The following is a 15,621-nucleotide window of genomic DNA, read 5'->3' on the forward strand; positions in this document are numbered from 1 at the left end:
GAATCACCGCCCGTTCGGGGGACGGCGCCCCCGGACCCGCCTCAGCGTGCCACGAAGGTGCCCGCCGCCTTGTCGTGCCAGCACTGGCGCCAGGGGCGGTCGAAGAGGCACCACAGGACGTTGAGGACACCGACGGCCAGGAGCCCCAGGACGCTGTAGACGAACCAGCGGCGGAGCGCCATCCCGAACGTCGGCGGCTGGTGCGACTCGATGCCCCGCACCTGGAGGCCGCACAGCTTCTTGCCGAGCGTACGGCCCCACTTGGCGGTGGGCAGCGCCTCGTACAGGACGCCGATGACGAACAGCGAGGCGAGCGCGATGCCGAACTGCACGGAGGTCGTCGAGTCGAGCAGCCAGACCTGGACGGTGGTGCCGGACTGCCGCGCCTCCTCGATCTTGCCCTCGATGTGGTCGACGGCGGCGGTCACGAAGGGCACGGAGGCCGCGCCGACCAGCGCGCCCAGGACGACGCCGTCGATCAGGCGGGCGACCAGGCGCCGGCCGAGTCCCGCGGGGCGGGCGGAGGCCTGCTCGCGGGCCGCCTGCTGGAAGACGTCCTCGACGGGCGGCTTCCACGGGACGACGGGCTGCTGCTGTTCCTGGGGGTGGGGCTGGGCCTGGGGCTGAACCTGCTGCTGGGCCCACGAGGGCGTGGACGGTGTCGGCTGCACGGGGGCGGGAGTCGGGGCGGGGGCAGGGACAGAGTTCTGGACGGGCGCGGGGGCAGGGACGGGGGCAGGGGCGGGCGCCGGGGCTGCTGCGACGGGGGCCGGTCGGGGCTGGGGTTGCGGCTGGGGCTGCGGCTGCGGCTGCGGCTGGGACCGGGGTGCCGGGGAGGGCGTCGGGATCGGGGTGACGGGCATGCCTCCGAGGCGCGCCGCTCCCCCGGTCGCCCGGGGATCGGCGACGGGCGCCGGGGCGGCGGCCCGCGGCTCGTCCGGCTCGCTGCCGCCCGCGACCGGCCACTCGGCCGGGGTGCGCGGATCGGGCGTACGCGGCGCACCCCAGGAGACCTTCTGGTCGCGGTCGCCGCCGAACCCGGTCTGGCGGGCGGAGTCCGCCTGCCAGGCCGAGGCGGGCTCCGGAGCGAGCGGCTCCTCGTCGAAGAAGACGGGCCCGGTCTCCTCCACCGTGGGTACGGGGGCGGGGGCGGGCGCCTGCGCCTGGACGGGCACGTGCGCGGCGGCCTGAACGGGCGTCCCGGCCTGCGCGGGTGCCGCGGACTGCACGGGCGCGGCGGACTGCGCGGGCGCGACGGCCTGCGGCGCGGGCTCGGCGAAGGAGGCGGGCTCCCCGAAGGACGCGGGCTCCACGGACTGCGCCGGTTCCGCGAAGGGCACGGGCTCGGCGAAGGACGCCGGCTCCGCGAACTGCGGCGCGGGCTCGGCCGTCCGTGCGGGTGCCGCCACCGGGGCCGGTGCCGGGCCGGAGGCCAGGATCGGGCCCGCCGGAATCGCCGCGGCGGGCGGACCGGGCGGAACCTCACCGTCCGCCGGGGCGGGCCGGCTCGTGCCGGGCACCCACGCGCCCCCGTTCCAGTACCGGATGTATCCGGGAATGGACGGGTCCGGGTAGTACCCCGCCTGCGGTACCTCTCCGCCGCCTCCAGGAGGAGTAGCCACTGCCCCGACTCCGTTCAGTCACAACGCCTTTGATCCGCACGGCAGCTCGCCGGGCGTGCCGCGCCCAAGGAGGACAGTAACGAAGAACGTCCCCGAGGGGACGAGGAGCCCGCGAGAAAGCCCGCCTTCGGGGGGACACGTACCGGAATCGATCACTCCCGGTGATGTTCGGGCCGACACATCCCGTCCGCCGGACCACCCTGAAGACCTCCCCGGAATCCCCGGGAGAAAACTTCCCGAAAAAAACTTCCCGAAGTCGCGTAATGAACCGCGTCCACCCCGCTCTCTCCAGGCGAAGGCCCGTCCGGGACCCGACCGCGAGAAGGAGCAGGACATGCAGAACACCGACAACACCACCGTCGAGCGCGAGCTGGAACTGAAGCTGGTGCTCTCCCCCGAGCGTTCCGTCCCCGTCCCCGCCCGGCTCGCCTACCGGACCGACGACCCGTACGCCGTCCACGTCACCTTCCACGTCGGCACCGACCACCCGGTCCACTGGACCTTCGCGCGCGAACTGCTCGTCGAGGGCGTCTTCCGGGCCTGCGGCCACGGGGACGTCCGGATCTGGCCCACGAAGGTCGACGGCCGGAACGTCATCCTGATGGCCCTCTCCTCTCCCGACGGCGACGCACTGCTCGAAGCACCCTCCGCGCAGGTGTCCGCCTGGCTGGAGCGGACCCTGCGCGCGGTGCCGCCGGGCACCGAGTCCGAGCGGCTCGGCATCGACGAAGGGCTCGCGGAGATCCTGGCGACCACCGTGGTCGCCGACGAGCTGTGGCTGCGCGACCCGTGGCCGTCGGACGAGTCCCAGGACGGCGAGCTGTGATCCCCGTACGACCGGGGACGGCGTCAGAAGAGCTTTCCGGGGTTGAGCAGCCCCAGCGGGTCGAAGGTGGCCTTGATGCCGCGCTGGAGCTCCAGACCGACCGGCCCCAGCTCCCGTGCCAGCCACTCCTTCTTGAGGACGCCCACGCCGTGCTCGCCGGTGATCGTGCCGCCCAGCGCGAGCCCGAGCGCCATGATCTCGTCGAAGGACTCCCGCGCGCGCCGCGACTCGTCCTCGTCGGTGTGGTCGAAGCAGACGACGGGATGGGTGTTGCCGTCGCCCGCGTGCGCGCAGACGCCGATGGTCAGGTGGTACTTCTCCGCGATCGCCGCCGTGCCGTCGAGCATCTCGGCGAGCCGCGTCCGCGGCACGCACACGTCGTCGATCATCGTCGCGGACTTGATCGTCTCCAGGGCCGTGAGGGCGAGCCGGCGCGCCTGGAGGAGGAGTTCGGACTCGGCGGCGTCCGCGGCCGGGACGACCTCGGTGGCACCCGCCGCCGTGCACAGCTCCGCGACGGCGGCCAGGTCGGCGACCGGGTCCGGGGTGTCGAAGGCGCACAGGAGCAGCGCCTCGGTGGTGTCGGGCAGACCCATGCGCGCCAGCTTGTTGACCGCCTGGACGGTGGTGCGGTCCATGAGTTCGAGCAGCGAGGGGGTGTGGCCGCGCTCCATGATCGCGCAGACGGCCTCGCAGGCGGCGGCCGCGGAGGGGAACTCGGCGGCGAGCGCGAGCTGCGCCGGCGGCTGCGGCCTGAGCGCGAGGACGGCTCCGACGACGATGCCGAGGCTGCCCTCGGAGCCGACGAAGAGCCGGGTCAGGTCGTATCCGGCGACGCCCTTCGCCGTGCGCCGGCCGGTGCGCAGGAGCCGGCCGTCGGCGAGGACGACGTCGAGGCCGAGGACGTATTCGGCGGTGACCCCGTACTTGACGCAGCACAGGCCGCCGGAGGCGGTGCCGATGTTCCCGCCGATCGTGCAGGTCTCCCAGCTGGACGGGTCCGGCGGGTAGTACAGACCGTGTGCGGCGACGGCACGGGACAGCACCGCGTTGACGACGCCCGGTTCGACGACGGCGATCCGGTCGACCGGGTTGATCTCCAGGATGCGGTCCATCTTCACGAGGGAGAGCACGATGCAGCCGTCGGAGGCGTTGGCGCCGCCTGACAGGCCCGTGCGGGCGCCCTGCGGGACCACGGGGACGCGGAGTTCGGTCGCCGTGCGCATGACGTGCCGGACCTGCTCGACCGTACGCGGGAGCACGACGGCCGCGGGGGTGCCGGCCGCGCAGAAACTCGCCATGTCACGCGCGTAGGAGACGGTCACGTCCGGGTCGGTGAGCAGCGCCTCGGCGGGGAGTCCGGCGAGCAGCGCGGAGTGCAGCCGCGCCCTGGGATCGTCCTGCTGAAGATCGTCCATGCGTCCAGCGTGGCACCCGGGGCCATCGGTGTGAACCCGCCGGAGCGAGCGCTTCGTGTGCTCTTCGTACAGCGGGGGGCGGGCGCACAGTGAGCGCCATGAAGACCGAGAACGTGTCGAGGACGGTCCTCGCCGCCGGGGTGGGCGCGGTGCTCGCGGCGACGGCGCTGGTGTACGTGCCCGAGTTCGTCGGCCAGGGCCCGCCGCCCCCGCCCGGGCCCGCGGAACGGGCGGTGATCGCGGCCCACGCGGGCGCGCAGGCCGCGCTCCCGGACCTGGCCGCGCTGATCGCCGACCGGGAGCGGTGGCTGCGGGCCCATCCGGACGACGAGGCGTCCTGGGCGGAGCTGGGCGCGGCGTACACGGAGCGGGGCAGCCGGCTCGGAGACGTACGGGACTATCCGCGGGCCGAGCGGGCGCTGCGCCGCTCGCTCGCCGAACGGCCCGCCGCGCGCGGGAACCCGGAGGCGGAGCTGGGGCTCGGGGCGCTCGCGGGGGCGCGGGGCGACTGGGCGGCGGCCCGGGAGTGGGGCGAGCGGGTACGGAAGGCGGATCCGCGCCGGTGGCCGGTGTACCCGGTCCTGATCGACGCGTACAACGGGCTCGGGCAGTACCAGGCCGCCCAGAAGGCGCTGGAGAGCCTGGAGAAGCTCCACGCGGGCGCGGTGGTACGGGCCAGGGCCGCGCAGGCCTACAGCGACCGGGGCTGGCGGGAGGACGCCGACGCGGCGGCCCAGGACGCGGCGGCGCTCGCGGAGACGGACCCGGAGAAGACGGCGGCCCTGGCACGGCTCGGGGACCTGGCGTGGGAGCGGGGCGAGCCGGCGGAGGCCCTCGGGCGGTACGCGGCGGCGCTGCGGCTCGTACCGGACCACGGGCCCTCGCTCGCGGGCCGGGCGCGGACGCTCGCGGCCCTCGGCCGCACGGAGGAGGCGGTGCGCGCCTGGCGGACGGCCCTGGCCCGGCTGCCGCTGCCGGAGTACCTCCTGGAGGCGGGCGAGCTGTACGAGTCGCTGGGCCGGGACGGGGACGCGCGGGCCCTGTACGACCGGCTGCGGACGGGCACCTGGACGGGGGCGGAGGTGTCGCTCGGGCTCCTCGACGCGGACCACGGCGACGCGGCCGCGGCGGCCGTCCGGATGCGGGCGGAGTGGGCGCGGGGCCACCACTCGGTGCGGGTGGCGGACGCGCTGGGGTGGGCGCTGCACCGCTCGGGCGCGTCGAAGGAGGCGCTGGCGTACGCGAAGAGGGCCACGGAGGAGGGCCTGCGGAGCGCGCTCTTCATGTACCACCGGGGCGAGATCGAACGGGCCCTGGAGCAGCAGGGGCCGGCCCGGCGCCACCTGGAGGAGGCGCTGCGGATCAACCCGGGGTTCTCCCCGCTGCACGCCCGGCGGGCGGAGGCATCGCTGGCGGCGCTGGGCGAGCTCCCGGACGAACTCCCGCCGGAACTCCGCCCGGAACAACCCCCGGGGACGACGTCTCCGCCCCCGAGCAGGCCCCCCGGCCGGACCCCCGCGTGAGCCGGGGGCGGGCGCTGCCCGCGTGTGCCGCGCGCGGCGGGCCGGCGCCCACCCCCGTGGGGCCCGCGCCCGCCCCGCGCGGTACCCGTCGCCCGCGCCCGTGTGGGCCCGCGCCGGGCGGGACGGGTGGGCACGGCCGAACGCCTGCCCACGACGGGGTGGGCGGCGGCGGCATGCGTGTGGGGGCCCGGGGCGCGGCCCCGGGCCCCCACAGTGCGGCTACTACAGGTTGCCGCGCTTCTCCTGCTCGCGCTCGATCGCCTCGAACAGCGCCTTGAAGTTGCCCTTCCCGAAGCCCATCGACCCGTGCCGCTCGATCATCTCGAAGAAGACGGTCGGACGGTCCTGGACCGGCTTCGTGAAGATCTGCAGCAGGTAGCCGTCCTCGTCGCGGTCGACGAGGATCTTCAGCTCGCGCAGGGTCTCGACGGGCACGCGCGTCTCGCCCGCCCACTCGCCGAGCGTGTCGTAGTACGAGTCGGGGGTGTCGAGGAAGGAGACACCCGCGGCGCGCATCGCGCGGACCGTGGCGACGATGTCGTTGGTGGCGAGGGCGATGTGCTGCACGCCCGCGCCGCCGTAGAACTCCAGGTACTCGTCGATCTGCGACTTCTTCTTCGCGATCGCCGGCTCGTTGATCGGGAACTTCACCTTGAGGGTGCCGTCCGCGACGACCTTCGACATGAGCGCCGAGTACTCGGTCGCGATGTCGTCGCCCACGAACTCCTTCATGTTCGTGAAGCCCATGACGTTGTTGTAGAACCCGACCCAGTCGTTCATCCGGCCGAGCTCGACGTTGCCGACGCAGTGGTCGATGGCCTGGAAGGTGCGCTTGGCCGGCGGCTCGACGATCGGGTTCGCGGAGACGAAGCCCGGCAGGTACGGGCCGTCGTAGCCGGAGCGCTCGACGAGGGTGTGGCGGGTCTTGCCGTACGTGGCGATGGCGGCGAGGACGACGGTGCCGTGCTCGTCCTTCAGCTCGTACGGCTCGGTGATGCCGGTGGCGCCGTGCTCGACGGCGTAGGCGTACGCGGCGCGGGCGTCCGGCACCTCGATCGCCAGGTCGACGACGCCGTCGCCGTGCTCGGCGACGTGCTCGGCGAGGAAGCGGCCCCAGTCGGTCGCGGCCTTGATGACGGAGGTGAACACGAAACGGGCCGCACCGTTGGTGAGGACGTAACTGGCGGTCTCGCGGCTGCCGTTCTCCGGTCCGGAGTAGGCGACCAGCTTCATGCCGAAGGCCGTGGAGTAGTAGTGCGCGGCCTGCTTGGCGTTGCCGACGGCGAAGACGACCGCGTCCATTCCCTTGACCGGGAAGGGATCGGCCTTACGCGCGGTGGAGGGGGTGTGATCGATGGTCTCAGTCATGGCAGCAATGTCCCGCCGTTCGGCAAGGTGCGCAAGAGTTCGCTGATCCACTGGTCAAGCTGTACAGCGACGGGCGAGTATGGCCGTGCGACTTGTACATCCTGACCATGGAGAGGCCGCTGTGGCGATCGATCATTTGGACGGCCGGCTGATCGCGCTGCTCGCGCGCGAGCCGCGCATCGGGGTCCTGGAGGCCTCGCGGCGCCTGGGTGTGGCGCGCGGCACGGTGCAGGCGCGGCTCGACCGGCTCCAGGCGAGCGGGGTGATCCGCGGGTTCGGGCCGCAGGTGGACCCGGCGGCGCTCGGGTATCCGGTGACGGCCTTCGCGACCCTGGAGATCAAGCAGGGGCAGGGCGCGGACGTGCGGGGTCATCTGGCGACGGTGCCGGAGGTCCTGGAGCTGCACACCACGACGGGTCACGGCGACATGCTCTGCCGGCTCGTGGCCCGCTCGAACGCGGACCTCCAGCGGGTGATCGACAAGGTGGTGGGCTTCGAGGGGATCGTACGGGCGTCGACGGCGATCGTGATGGAGAACCCGGTGCCGCTGCGGATCATCCCGCTGGTGGAGCAGGCGGCGCAGGAGTAGCGGCGGAGGCGCCACCCGAAGAGGCGGGAAGAGTTGCAAAGAAGTCTCTGCAAAAAACACTTGCAGAGACTTCTTTGCAACTCTACGGTGGAACCATGCCCGAGCCCGAAGAGCAGGACTACACGCGGACCGAAGAGTCCCTGAGCCGCACGCTCGACCCGCGTTCCCTGCGTGCGATCGCCCACCCGCTGCGCATCCAGCTGCTGCGCGCGCTGCGGCGGTACGGCCCCGCCACCGCCTCCCAGCTCGCCGAGCGGCTCGGCGAGTCCAGCGGCGCCACCAGCTACCACCTCCGCCAGCTCGCCGCCCACGACTTCATCGTGGACGACCCGACGCGCGGCAAGGGCCGGGAGCGCTGGTGGAAGGCCGCGCACCAGGGGACGTCCTTCGACGAGACGCTCCACAAGAACCCGGACCCCGAGGTCCAGGGCGCCCTCGACGTCTTCCTGCACGAGATAGCGAACATCCACACCCAGGAGCTGTCGACCTGGGTCGCCACACGCCACACCTGGGACGAGTCCTGGGCCGGCGCCTCGGACTTCAGCGACTTCAAGCTGAACCTCCCGCCCGAGCGGCTGCGCGAGCTCAACCAGAAGATCCACGCGCTGATCAACGAATACAGCGACACCGGCGACGCCGACGCGCCGGGCGCCGCCCGCGTACGGATGCACCTGCACGCGTTCCCGCAGCGCGAGGACTGACCCGGCCCCAGGGGGTGTCTTGGCGAGCCCGGCCTGATCGGCAAGACACCCCCGAGCTCCACCCGTACGCCCGCACGTCACCGCCCGCACCCACGGAAGGACCCGCATCATGCATGCCGACATCCACCTCCAGCTGCACGCGCTGACCGCCGAGGAGCTCCGGCACGAGGCCGCCGCCGCCGTGCCGCGCCCCGCCGCCGCCCGCGTCCCCGCCCTCCGCGCCCGCATGGGCTGGAAGCTCGTCGAGCTGGGCCTGCGCATGGCCACGCCCACCCACGGCCCGGCCCCTCTGGCCGCATGACCGTGCCGGGGGGACACGACATGAGGACGACACGGCACGACCGCGTCCCGCTCGGGACCGTCCTGACCGCCAACGCCATATCCGTCACCGGCAATTCGCTCACGCTCATCGGCGTCCCGTGGTTCGCCCTGGAGACCACGGGCAGCCCCGGCAAGGCCGGACTCGTCGCCTTCTGCGCGGCCGTCCCCGTCGTCCTCGCCGCGATCGCCGGCGGCCCCGTCATCGACCGCCTCGGGCGCCGCCGGGTCAGCATCGCCTCCGACCTGGTCTGCGGGCTCGCCCTCGCCGCGATCCCGCTCCTGCACCAGACCGGGGCCCTGAGGTTCTGGATGCTGTGCGCGCTGATGGCCGTCACGGGCCTGTTCCACGCGCCCGGCGAGATGGCCCGGCACGTGCTCGTCCCCGACCTGGCCGGGCGCGCCGGGACCTCGCTCACCCGGGCGGCCAGCCTGTACGACGCGGTGGCACGCGGAGCCAGGATGACGGGCGCCGCGGTCGCCGGACTGCTCGTCGCGTTCATGGGCCCCGGCACGGTGCTGTACCTCGACGCGGCCACCTTCGCGGCCTCCGCGCTCCTCGTCACGGCGGGCCTGCGCGGGGTGCCCTCGGCGGAGCCGCAGCGCGACGGGCCCCGCCTCTCCCCCGCCCGCTACCGCGCCGATCTGCGCGAGGGGTACGCCTTCCTGTTCCGCGCCCGGCTGCTGCTCGCCATCACGGTCATGGTGATGGTGACCAACGGCCTGAACCAGAGCTGGAGTTCGGTGCTGCTGCCGGTCCACGCCAAGGAGGACCTCGGCGGCCCCGCCGCGCAGGGCCTGCTCGTCTCCGTCTTCGCCGGCTGCGCCCTGGCCGGTGCCCTGCTCTACGGAGCGGTCGGCGAACGCTTCCCGCGCCGGGCCGTGTTCACGGTGGGCTTCCTGCTCTGCGGCGCCCCGCCGTACGTCGTCGCCGCGCTCACCGACACCACCGCGCCGCTGCTCGTGACGATGGTGGCGGCGGGCTTCGGCGCCGGAGTCCTCAACCCGATCCTGACCACGGTCATCTACGAGCAGGTGCCCGACGCGCTCCGCAGCCGGGTCGCGGGCGCGAGTACGGCGGGGGTGCTGCTCACGACCCCGCTGGGCGGTCTGGCGGCGGGGCTCCTGGTCGAGCGGGTCGGGCTGACGGCGACGCTGCTCGGGATCGGCGCGGCCTACTTCCTCGCGACGCTCTCGCCGATGTTCTTCCCGGCCTGGCGGGGCCTGGACAAGGCGCCGGCCGGCCCGTCCTCCGGCGAATCCGCCGAGGACGTCAGCAGGACGGAACCTTCGACTCCTGCCCCTGTTCCAGGGCCCGCAGGGACGCCACCGCGTCACTGAGCGCGGTGACGGGCACGAGCCGCAGCCCCTTCGGCTGCTCGGCCTTGGCGTCCGCGCACTCGTCCTTCGGTACGAGGAAGACGGTGGCCCCGTCGCGTGCGGCGGCCTGCGTCTTGAGGGAGACCCCGCCGACCGCGCCGACGGTGCCGTCCGGCTGGATCGTGCCCGTACCGGCGACGGTCCGGCCCCCGGTGAGGTCGCCGCCGTTCCCGTCGCCGTCGAGCTTGTCGACGATGCCGAGGGAGAAGAGGAGCCCGGCGCTCGGCCCGCCGACGTCGGCGAGGTGCAGGGTCACCTTCACCTTCTCGGGGTCCTTCTTCAGGTACCCGAGCGCGGCGAGGGTCGCGGCGTCCTGGGACTCCTTCATCTGGCCGAGGTTCCGCTTCTCGATCTCGGCGTCGGACTTCCCCGGGGGGTAGACGGAGTCGTGCGGCAGGACGGCCCGGTCCGTACGGAACCAGGCGTCGGTCACGTCCGCGAGGTCCACGTCCGTGGACGGACCGGTCGCGAGGATCGTCGTCATCCGCAGCTCGCCCTTGGTGTCCCTGACGGGGGCGCCGGTGATGGTGATGACCTCCCGCCCCTTGTCCTCGCCGAGCACGTCGGCGGTCGTGCCGGGCTGCGCGATCGCGTACGGCAGCGGCGCGAGCCCGACGACGGCGAACAGCGCGGCGACGGGCAGGGCGCACAGCGCGAGGGCACGGGGACGGGAGAGGCTGGAGAACACGCCCCCAATCTACTGGGACGCGCTCCGGGGCGAGGCCGGGGCACGGACCCCGCCGGCCACGACCTACAGCCGCCGCTCGAAGAAGGACCGCACCCCGTGCCGTACGACGGCCGTCGCGCGCCGCGTGTCCCCGGTCCCGACGAGCGCGGCCCTGGCGCCCGCGTCGACGAGCCCGGCGGCCTGGAGCTGCGGGACGAGGTGCGCGTAGTCGCTGAGGACCCAGTGGGCGGCGTGGGGCAGCAGGACGCGGCGGGCACGGACTCCCGCCCAGGAGCTGTCGATGCGGGCGGCGCCCTCGAAGCCGTCCGTGCGGAACATGAGCAGGGGCCGGCCCAGACCCGCCACGAGCTCCGGATCGAGGTCGAGATAGCCCTCCAGGTTGACCCCGGCACTGATCCGGTCGTCGCCCGCCAGCGCGTGGACGGCGGCGGTGCCGCCCGCCGAGTGCCCGTACACGCCGATCCGGCGCGGATCCATGACGGAGGCGAGGGGCAGGTCTCCGAGCCGGTCCAGGACGAGGCGGAGGTCCGCGACCCGGGTGTCGATCATGGTGCGGAAGGTCGCCGGGTCCGGGGGCCCGGTGAGCACGGTCCAGCGCATCCCGCCGGGCAGCTCCACCTGGCTGGCGTCGCCCGGGTGGTCGACGAGGACCACGACCCGGCCGTGGCTCGCGAGGTCCTCGGCGAGGGCCGTACCGAGGGTGCGGCAGTCACCGCCGCCCGGGGTGTACAGGAGCACCGGGCGGCGGCCCGGCAGCGGGGGCGCGTCCCTGTGCCCGTGGGTGAGGACCGCGCCCCAGTCGACACCGGCGGCGGGCAGACCGGGACGCACCAGGGGCGCCAGGACCGCGAACTCCCCGGCCTCCGCGGGGGTGAGCTGCGGGACGCGCGGGAAGCCGCGGACGGTACGGGCCGGGTACAGGACGCTGATCATCACCTCCCGCACGCCGGGCACCCAGGGGTCGGGGCGGGAGGGATCGGTCAGGGCGAAGGTGCGCAGGCCGACGGGGTGGGGGCCGGTGGGCGCGGGCAGCCGGAGGTCGGGCGGCTCGGCCTGCGCGCCCGCCGCCCGGGCGGGGGCGGCCGCCGCCTCGGCCGAGGACGCGCCGAACAGGACGGCGGCGGCTCCGAGGAGGGCGCCCTTGGCGACGGTGCGGCGGCTGGGTGCGGGATGCGGTGTCATGCACGGCATCCTTGGCCGGGACGGGAAGTCGGGCGAAGGTTCAGGCCCTGCCCGAAAGGCTGGCGTTTCGGAGGGGGCCGGATTGCTGCGCATCCACTTCACGGCGGAGGACTTCACCCGGGTGCGGTTCGCGCCCCGGCCGTCGCCCGTGCCCGAACTGCACGCCGCCCTGATGATGCTGGGCGCCCCGCACGAAGGGCTGCTCTTCGGACGCTGGCGGGGCAGGCTGCTGCGCGCCCTGCCCGCGGCGGCGGGGCCGCTCGCGGACCTGGTGCCCGGCGGGGCGGCCCCGTCCTTCCTCGACGTCCTCGGCGAGACGCGGGAGGAGGGCCTCGCGCTCATCCGGTCGGCGCGGCCGGAGCACGTGCGGTCCGAGCTGGAGCGGGTGTACGGCGCCGGCACGGCACCCCTGTGGATCCGGGGCCTGCACGACGGTCGCCCGGACGCCTGGCGGGTGGTGGAACGGGCCCAGCGTGCGGCGTACGAGACGGTCCTCGCGCCGGTGTGGACGCTGGTCCAGGACCTGCACCGGGCGGAGTTCACCCGGCACGCGCTGACGGTCGCCGAGCAGGGGCTCGGCGCGGCCCTGACGGCCCTGTCACCGGGGCTGCGCGACGGCACCTGGGAGTGGCCGGGCGCTCCTCGTGACATCCGCCTGGCAGGACGGGGCCTCGTCCTCCTGCCGACCTTCCACTGGCGGGGCGGCCCGCTGGTCCAGGACCTGCCGGAGCGCCCGGTGGTCCTGGCGTACCCGGCGGGCGGCGGCCTGCCGCCCGCGCCGCCGGCGGCCCCCGGGGAGGATCCCCTCGCGGGGGTCCTCGGCCGGACCCGCGCGGAACTCCTCCGGGCCCTGACGGAGCCCCGCACGACGACGGAACTGGCCCGGCGGCTCGGCGTCAGCAACGCGACGGCCTCGGCCCACGCGCAGGCGCTCCGCGCGGCGGGCCTGCTGACGACGACCCGCACGGGCAGATCGGTCCACCACGCGGTGACGCCGCTGGCAGCCCTGCTGCCCTAACGGCGCCGTGGGCAGGCGTTCCGCAACGCGGTGGGCGTGGGCGTCGCCCACGAGGGCTCGGGCAGCCCCGGGCCCTGTTCCGCCGCGCGCCCTAGCGCAGCGCGTCGGCGACCTCTCGGGCCGCGTCCACCACCCGCGGCCCCACCCGCTCCGGCACCGCGTCCGCGAGCATGACGACGCCGACGCTGCCCTCGACGCCGGTCACGCCGACCAGCGGCGCCGCCGCTCCGCTCGCGCCGGCCTCCAGTTCGCCGTGCGTGAGGGTGTAGCCGGGTTCGGTCAGTCCGCCCTGCCGGGCGGCGAGGATCGCCCGGCCGGCAGCGCCCCGGTCGAGCGGGTGCCGGAAGCCGGCCCGGTAGGCGACGTGGTAGTCGGTCCAGGTCGGTTCGACGACCGCGACCGCGAGCGCCTCCGCCCCGTCGACGAGGGTCAGGTGGGCGGTCGCCCCGATGTCCTCGGCGAGCGAGCGCAGCGCGGGCAGCGCGGCCTCCCGTACGAGCGGGTGGACCTGCCGGCCCAGCCGCAGCACGCCGAGGCCGACGCGGGCGCGCCCGCCCAGGTCGCGGCGGACGAGGGCGTGCTGCTCGAGCGTGGCAAGGAGCCGGTAGACCACGGTCCGGTTGACACCGAGTTTGTTGGACAACTCGGTGACCGTCAGGCCGTGGTCGGTGTCGGCGAGCAGTTTGAGGACTCTGAGTCCCCGGTCGAGCGTCTGGGAGGTCTCCGCGGTCACGACGCCCTCTCCTTCGGAGTGAGTGGCGGCGGCTCTCACGGAGTTGCGGCGCCGGTCCCGCGGCGACGCACGTCAGAGGCCGCCGGCAGGAAGGGGTACACCGGCTGCGCTCCGCGGCGGCGCTGCCACGGGGCGAATGCTTGTGAGCCGGGACAGTAGCGGCGCGCTCCGCTCAGCGGAAGACCTCGTCCAGAATCCGGGCGTCGGCGACCGTATAGAGACGGTTCGGGACCTTCGTCGGTCTGACGAGGGACTTTGGCGGACAAGATCGGCTATGTCGCGCCCGTACCGTGGAGGCGGCCGGAGGCCGACCGTGGGGGCCGGTCTCCGTGCCCGCTCCCGTCCCCACGGGATGCCCGAGGCCCGTACGCACACCGGCGTACGGGCCTCGGTCACGTCACGTACGGGGGGCTCACCGCATGCGCGTGGCCCACTCCTGGACCTTCTTGATCCGCTCGCGGATCTGGCCCGCCGTCGCCTCGGCGCTCGGCGGCCCGCCGCAGACCCGCCGCAGCTCGGTGTGGATGACGCCGTGGGGCTTGCCGCTCTGGTGAACGTACGCACCGACCATCGTGTTGAGCTGTTTCCTCAGCTCGAGGAGCTCCTTGTGGGAAACGACGGGGCGGCGTTCCGCCGGAAGCTCCAGGAGGTCGGCCTCGGTGTCCGGCTTCTTGCGGCTGTGCGCGATCTGTCGGGCCTGGCGCTTCTGGAGGAGCAGCTGGACCTGGTCGGGTTCGAGGAGGCCGGGGATGCCGAGGTAGTCCTGCTCCTCGGCGCTGCCGGGGTGGGCCTGCATGCCGAACTCGGCGCTGTTGTAGAGCACGCGGTCGAAGACGGCGTCGGACTCCAGCGCCTCGAAGGGCAGCATGTCCTGCTCGCCGGTGTCCTCGTCCTGCTGGCGCTCGGCCTCGGCCATCTCCTTCTCGGACTCGGCGTACGGGTCCTCGTCCTCGCCCGCCTTCTTCGGCCGGTCGAGGACGTGGTCGCGCTCGACCTCCATCTCGTTGGCGAAACCGAGGAGGCTGGGGATCGTCGGAAGGAACACGGAGGCGGTCTCGCCGCGCCTGCGGGATCGCACGAAGCGGCCGACGGCCTGGGCGAAGAAGAGCGGGGTGGAGATGGTCGTCGCGTACACGCCGACGGACAGGCGGGGGACGTCGACGCCCTCGGACACCATCCGGACGGCGACCATCCAGCGGTCGGTGTTCTCGCTGAACTCGTCGATGCGGTTCGAGGCGCCGGTGTCGTCGGAGAGGACGACGGTGGCCTTGGTGCCGGTGATCTCGCGGATCAGCTTGGCGTACGAGCGGGCCGAGTCCTGGTCGGAGGCGATGACGAGGCCGCCGGCGTCCGGGATGGACTTCCGGACCTCGGTGAGGCGCTGGTCGGCGGCGCGCAGGACGTTCGGCATCCAGTCGCCCTTGGCGTCCAGGGCCGTGCGCCAGGCCTGCGAGACCGCGTCCTTGGTCATCGGCTCGCCGAGGCGGGCGGCGATCTCGTCGCCGGCCTTGGTGCGCCAGCGCATGTTGCCGCTGTAGGAGAGGAAGATGACCGGCCGGACGACGCCGTCGCCGAGGGCGTTGCCGTAGCCGTAGGTGTAGTCGGCCGAGGACCGCCGGATGCCGTCGTTCCCCTCCTCGTACGTGACGAAGGGGATCGGGTTGGTGTCGGAGCGGAAGGGGGTGCCGGTGAGGGCGAGACGCCGGGTGGCGGGCTCGAAGGCCTCCAGGCAGGCCTCGCCCCAGGACTTGGAGTCTCCGGCGTGGTGGATCTCGTCGAGGATGACGAGGGTCTTGCGCTGTTCGGAACGGTTGCGGTGGAGCATGGGCCGTACGCCGACGCCGGCGTACGTGATGGCGACGCCGTCGTACTCCTTGCTGAGCGGGCCCGCGCTGTAGTCGGGGTCCAGCTTGATCCCTATCCGCGCCGCCGCGGCCGCCCACTGCTTCTTGAGGTGCTCGGTGGGGGCGACCACGGTGATCTGCTGCACGACGTGGTGGTGCAGCAGCCATGAGGCGAGGGTCAGGGCGAAGGTGGTCTTGCCGGCGCCGGGCGTGGCGACCGCGAGGAAGTCACGGGGCTGCTCCTGGATGTACTTCTCCATCGCGCCCTGCTGCCAGGCACGCAGCTTGCCGGCGGTACCCCACGGGGCCCGTCCGGGAAAGGCGGGAGAAAGGTGATGGGAGGAGGTGGCGGTAGTAGTCACGATCTCCGGGTTCGACGCTCGTCACGGAATGACAGTCCAGATATGACAA

The 15,621-nt window shown here is 73.7% G+C and carries 14 protein-coding genes; 7 read left to right on the forward strand and 7 right to left on the reverse strand.

Annotated features, from left to right (window positions below; all coding sequences use genetic code 11):
• Positions 1-41 precede the first annotated feature (41 nt).
• The gene (locus ACN9MM_RS14960) at positions 42-1,622 is read right to left on the reverse strand and encodes an RDD family protein (RefSeq protein ID WP_426364076.1); all 1,581 of its coding nucleotides are present in this window, start codon (positions 1,620-1,622) and stop codon (positions 42-44) included.
• A 334-nt stretch (positions 1,623-1,956) separates the two neighbouring features.
• On the opposite strand from ACN9MM_RS14960, the gene ACN9MM_RS14965 reads away from it, so the two are divergent.
• Positions 1,957-2,448, forward strand: a complete 492-nt coding sequence (locus ACN9MM_RS14965; RefSeq protein WP_426364077.1) for an SsgA family sporulation/cell division regulator — start codon at positions 1,957-1,959, stop codon at positions 2,446-2,448.
• A 23-nt stretch (positions 2,449-2,471) separates the two neighbouring features.
• On the opposite strand, the gene ACN9MM_RS14970 is transcribed toward ACN9MM_RS14965, so the two are convergent.
• The gene (locus ACN9MM_RS14970; RefSeq protein ID WP_426364078.1) at positions 2,472-3,866 is read right to left on the reverse strand and encodes an FAD-binding oxidoreductase; all 1,395 of its coding nucleotides are present in this window, start codon (positions 3,864-3,866) and stop codon (positions 2,472-2,474) included.
• A 98-nt stretch (positions 3,867-3,964) separates the two neighbouring features.
• Here ACN9MM_RS14970 and ACN9MM_RS14975 point away from each other — a divergent pair, with 98 nt between their 5' ends.
• On the forward strand, positions 3,965-5,389 hold the full coding sequence (locus tag ACN9MM_RS14975; RefSeq protein WP_426364079.1) for a tetratricopeptide repeat protein: 1,425 nt from the start codon (positions 3,965-3,967) through the stop codon (positions 5,387-5,389).
• Between the two features lie 222 nt (positions 5,390-5,611).
• On the opposite strand, the gene hppD is transcribed toward ACN9MM_RS14975, so the two are convergent.
• A complete protein-coding gene (gene hppD / locus ACN9MM_RS14980) occupies positions 5,612-6,757 on the reverse strand; it encodes a 4-hydroxyphenylpyruvate dioxygenase (protein WP_426364080.1) in 1,146 nt (381 codons plus the stop codon).
• Positions 6,758-6,878: 121 nt separating this feature from the next.
• Between hppD and ACN9MM_RS14985 the strand changes: the two genes are divergently transcribed.
• From ACN9MM_RS14985 to ACN9MM_RS15000, 4 genes are all read left to right on the forward strand, one after another.
• Positions 6,879-7,346: an Lrp/AsnC family transcriptional regulator gene (locus ACN9MM_RS14985; protein ID WP_383800086.1), complete on the forward strand. Its 468-nt coding sequence runs from the start codon at positions 6,879-6,881 to the stop codon at positions 7,344-7,346.
• Between the two features lie 95 nt (positions 7,347-7,441).
• Positions 7,442-8,047, forward strand: a complete 606-nt coding sequence (locus ACN9MM_RS14990; protein ID WP_426364081.1) for a helix-turn-helix domain-containing protein — start codon at positions 7,442-7,444, stop codon at positions 8,045-8,047.
• A 109-nt stretch (positions 8,048-8,156) separates the two neighbouring features.
• A complete protein-coding gene (locus tag ACN9MM_RS14995) occupies positions 8,157-8,348 on the forward strand; it encodes a hypothetical protein (RefSeq protein ID WP_426364082.1) in 192 nt (63 codons plus the stop codon).
• 20 nt (positions 8,349-8,368) lie between these two features.
• Complete coding sequence (locus tag ACN9MM_RS15000; RefSeq protein ID WP_426364083.1) at positions 8,369-9,706, forward strand: MFS transporter; 1,338 nt, start codon at positions 8,369-8,371, stop codon at positions 9,704-9,706.
• On the opposite strand, the gene ACN9MM_RS15005 is transcribed toward ACN9MM_RS15000, so the two are convergent.
• Positions 9,639-10,433, reverse strand: coding sequence for a S16 family serine protease (locus tag ACN9MM_RS15005; protein WP_382855272.1), 795 nt, complete (start codon positions 10,431-10,433; stop codon positions 9,639-9,641). The genes ACN9MM_RS15000 and ACN9MM_RS15005 overlap by 68 nt on opposite strands.
• 63 nt (positions 10,434-10,496) lie before the next feature.
• Positions 10,497-11,615, reverse strand: a complete 1,119-nt coding sequence (locus ACN9MM_RS15010) for an alpha/beta hydrolase family protein (RefSeq protein WP_426364084.1) — start codon at positions 11,613-11,615, stop codon at positions 10,497-10,499.
• A gap of 82 nt (positions 11,616-11,697) precedes the next feature.
• Here ACN9MM_RS15010 and ACN9MM_RS15015 point away from each other — a divergent pair, with 82 nt between their 5' ends.
• Positions 11,698-12,633 (forward strand): ArsR/SmtB family transcription factor, encoded by a 936-nt coding sequence (locus ACN9MM_RS15015; protein WP_426364085.1) that lies wholly within the window; start codon positions 11,698-11,700, stop codon positions 12,631-12,633.
• Positions 12,634-12,724: 91 nt separating this feature from the next.
• Here the strand turns inward: ACN9MM_RS15015 and ACN9MM_RS15020 are convergent, their stop codons facing one another.
• Positions 12,725-13,366: an IclR family transcriptional regulator gene (locus tag ACN9MM_RS15020; protein WP_053648453.1), complete on the reverse strand. Its 642-nt coding sequence runs from the start codon at positions 13,364-13,366 to the stop codon at positions 12,725-12,727.
• Positions 13,367-13,778: 412 nt separating this feature from the next.
• Positions 13,779-15,572, reverse strand: coding sequence for a DEAD/DEAH box helicase (locus tag ACN9MM_RS15025; RefSeq protein WP_426364086.1), 1,794 nt, complete (start codon positions 15,570-15,572; stop codon positions 13,779-13,781).
• Positions 15,573-15,621 lie beyond the last annotated feature (49 nt).

Origin of the sequence: Streptomyces sp. E-08 (assembly GCF_049913095.1) — a bacterium.
Classification (GTDB): Bacteria; Actinomycetota; Actinomycetes; order Streptomycetales; family Streptomycetaceae; genus Streptomyces.

Bases quoted from the DNA above. Each gene is read 5' to 3' on its own strand.
- hppD (WP_426364080.1), bottom strand. From the start codon at position 6,757: ATGACTGAGACCATCGATCACACCCCCTCCACCGCGCGTAAGGCCGAT.
- ACN9MM_RS14975 (WP_426364079.1), top strand. From the start codon at position 3,965: ATGAAGACCGAGAACGTGTCGAGGACGGTCCTCGCCGCCGGGGTGGGC.
- ACN9MM_RS15000 (WP_426364083.1), top strand. From the start codon at position 8,369: ATGAGGACGACACGGCACGACCGCGTCCCGCTCGGGACCGTCCTGACC.
- ACN9MM_RS14970 (WP_426364078.1), bottom strand. From the start codon at position 3,866: ATGGACGATCTTCAGCAGGACGATCCCAGGGCGCGGCTGCACTCCGCG.
- ACN9MM_RS14990 (WP_426364081.1), top strand. From the start codon at position 7,442: ATGCCCGAGCCCGAAGAGCAGGACTACACGCGGACCGAAGAGTCCCTG.
- ACN9MM_RS15010 (WP_426364084.1), bottom strand. From the start codon at position 11,615: ATGACACCGCATCCCGCACCCAGCCGCCGCACCGTCGCCAAGGGCGCC.
- ACN9MM_RS14995 (WP_426364082.1), top strand. From the start codon at position 8,157: ATGCATGCCGACATCCACCTCCAGCTGCACGCGCTGACCGCCGAGGAG.
- ACN9MM_RS14965 (WP_426364077.1), top strand. From the start codon at position 1,957: ATGCAGAACACCGACAACACCACCGTCGAGCGCGAGCTGGAACTGAAG.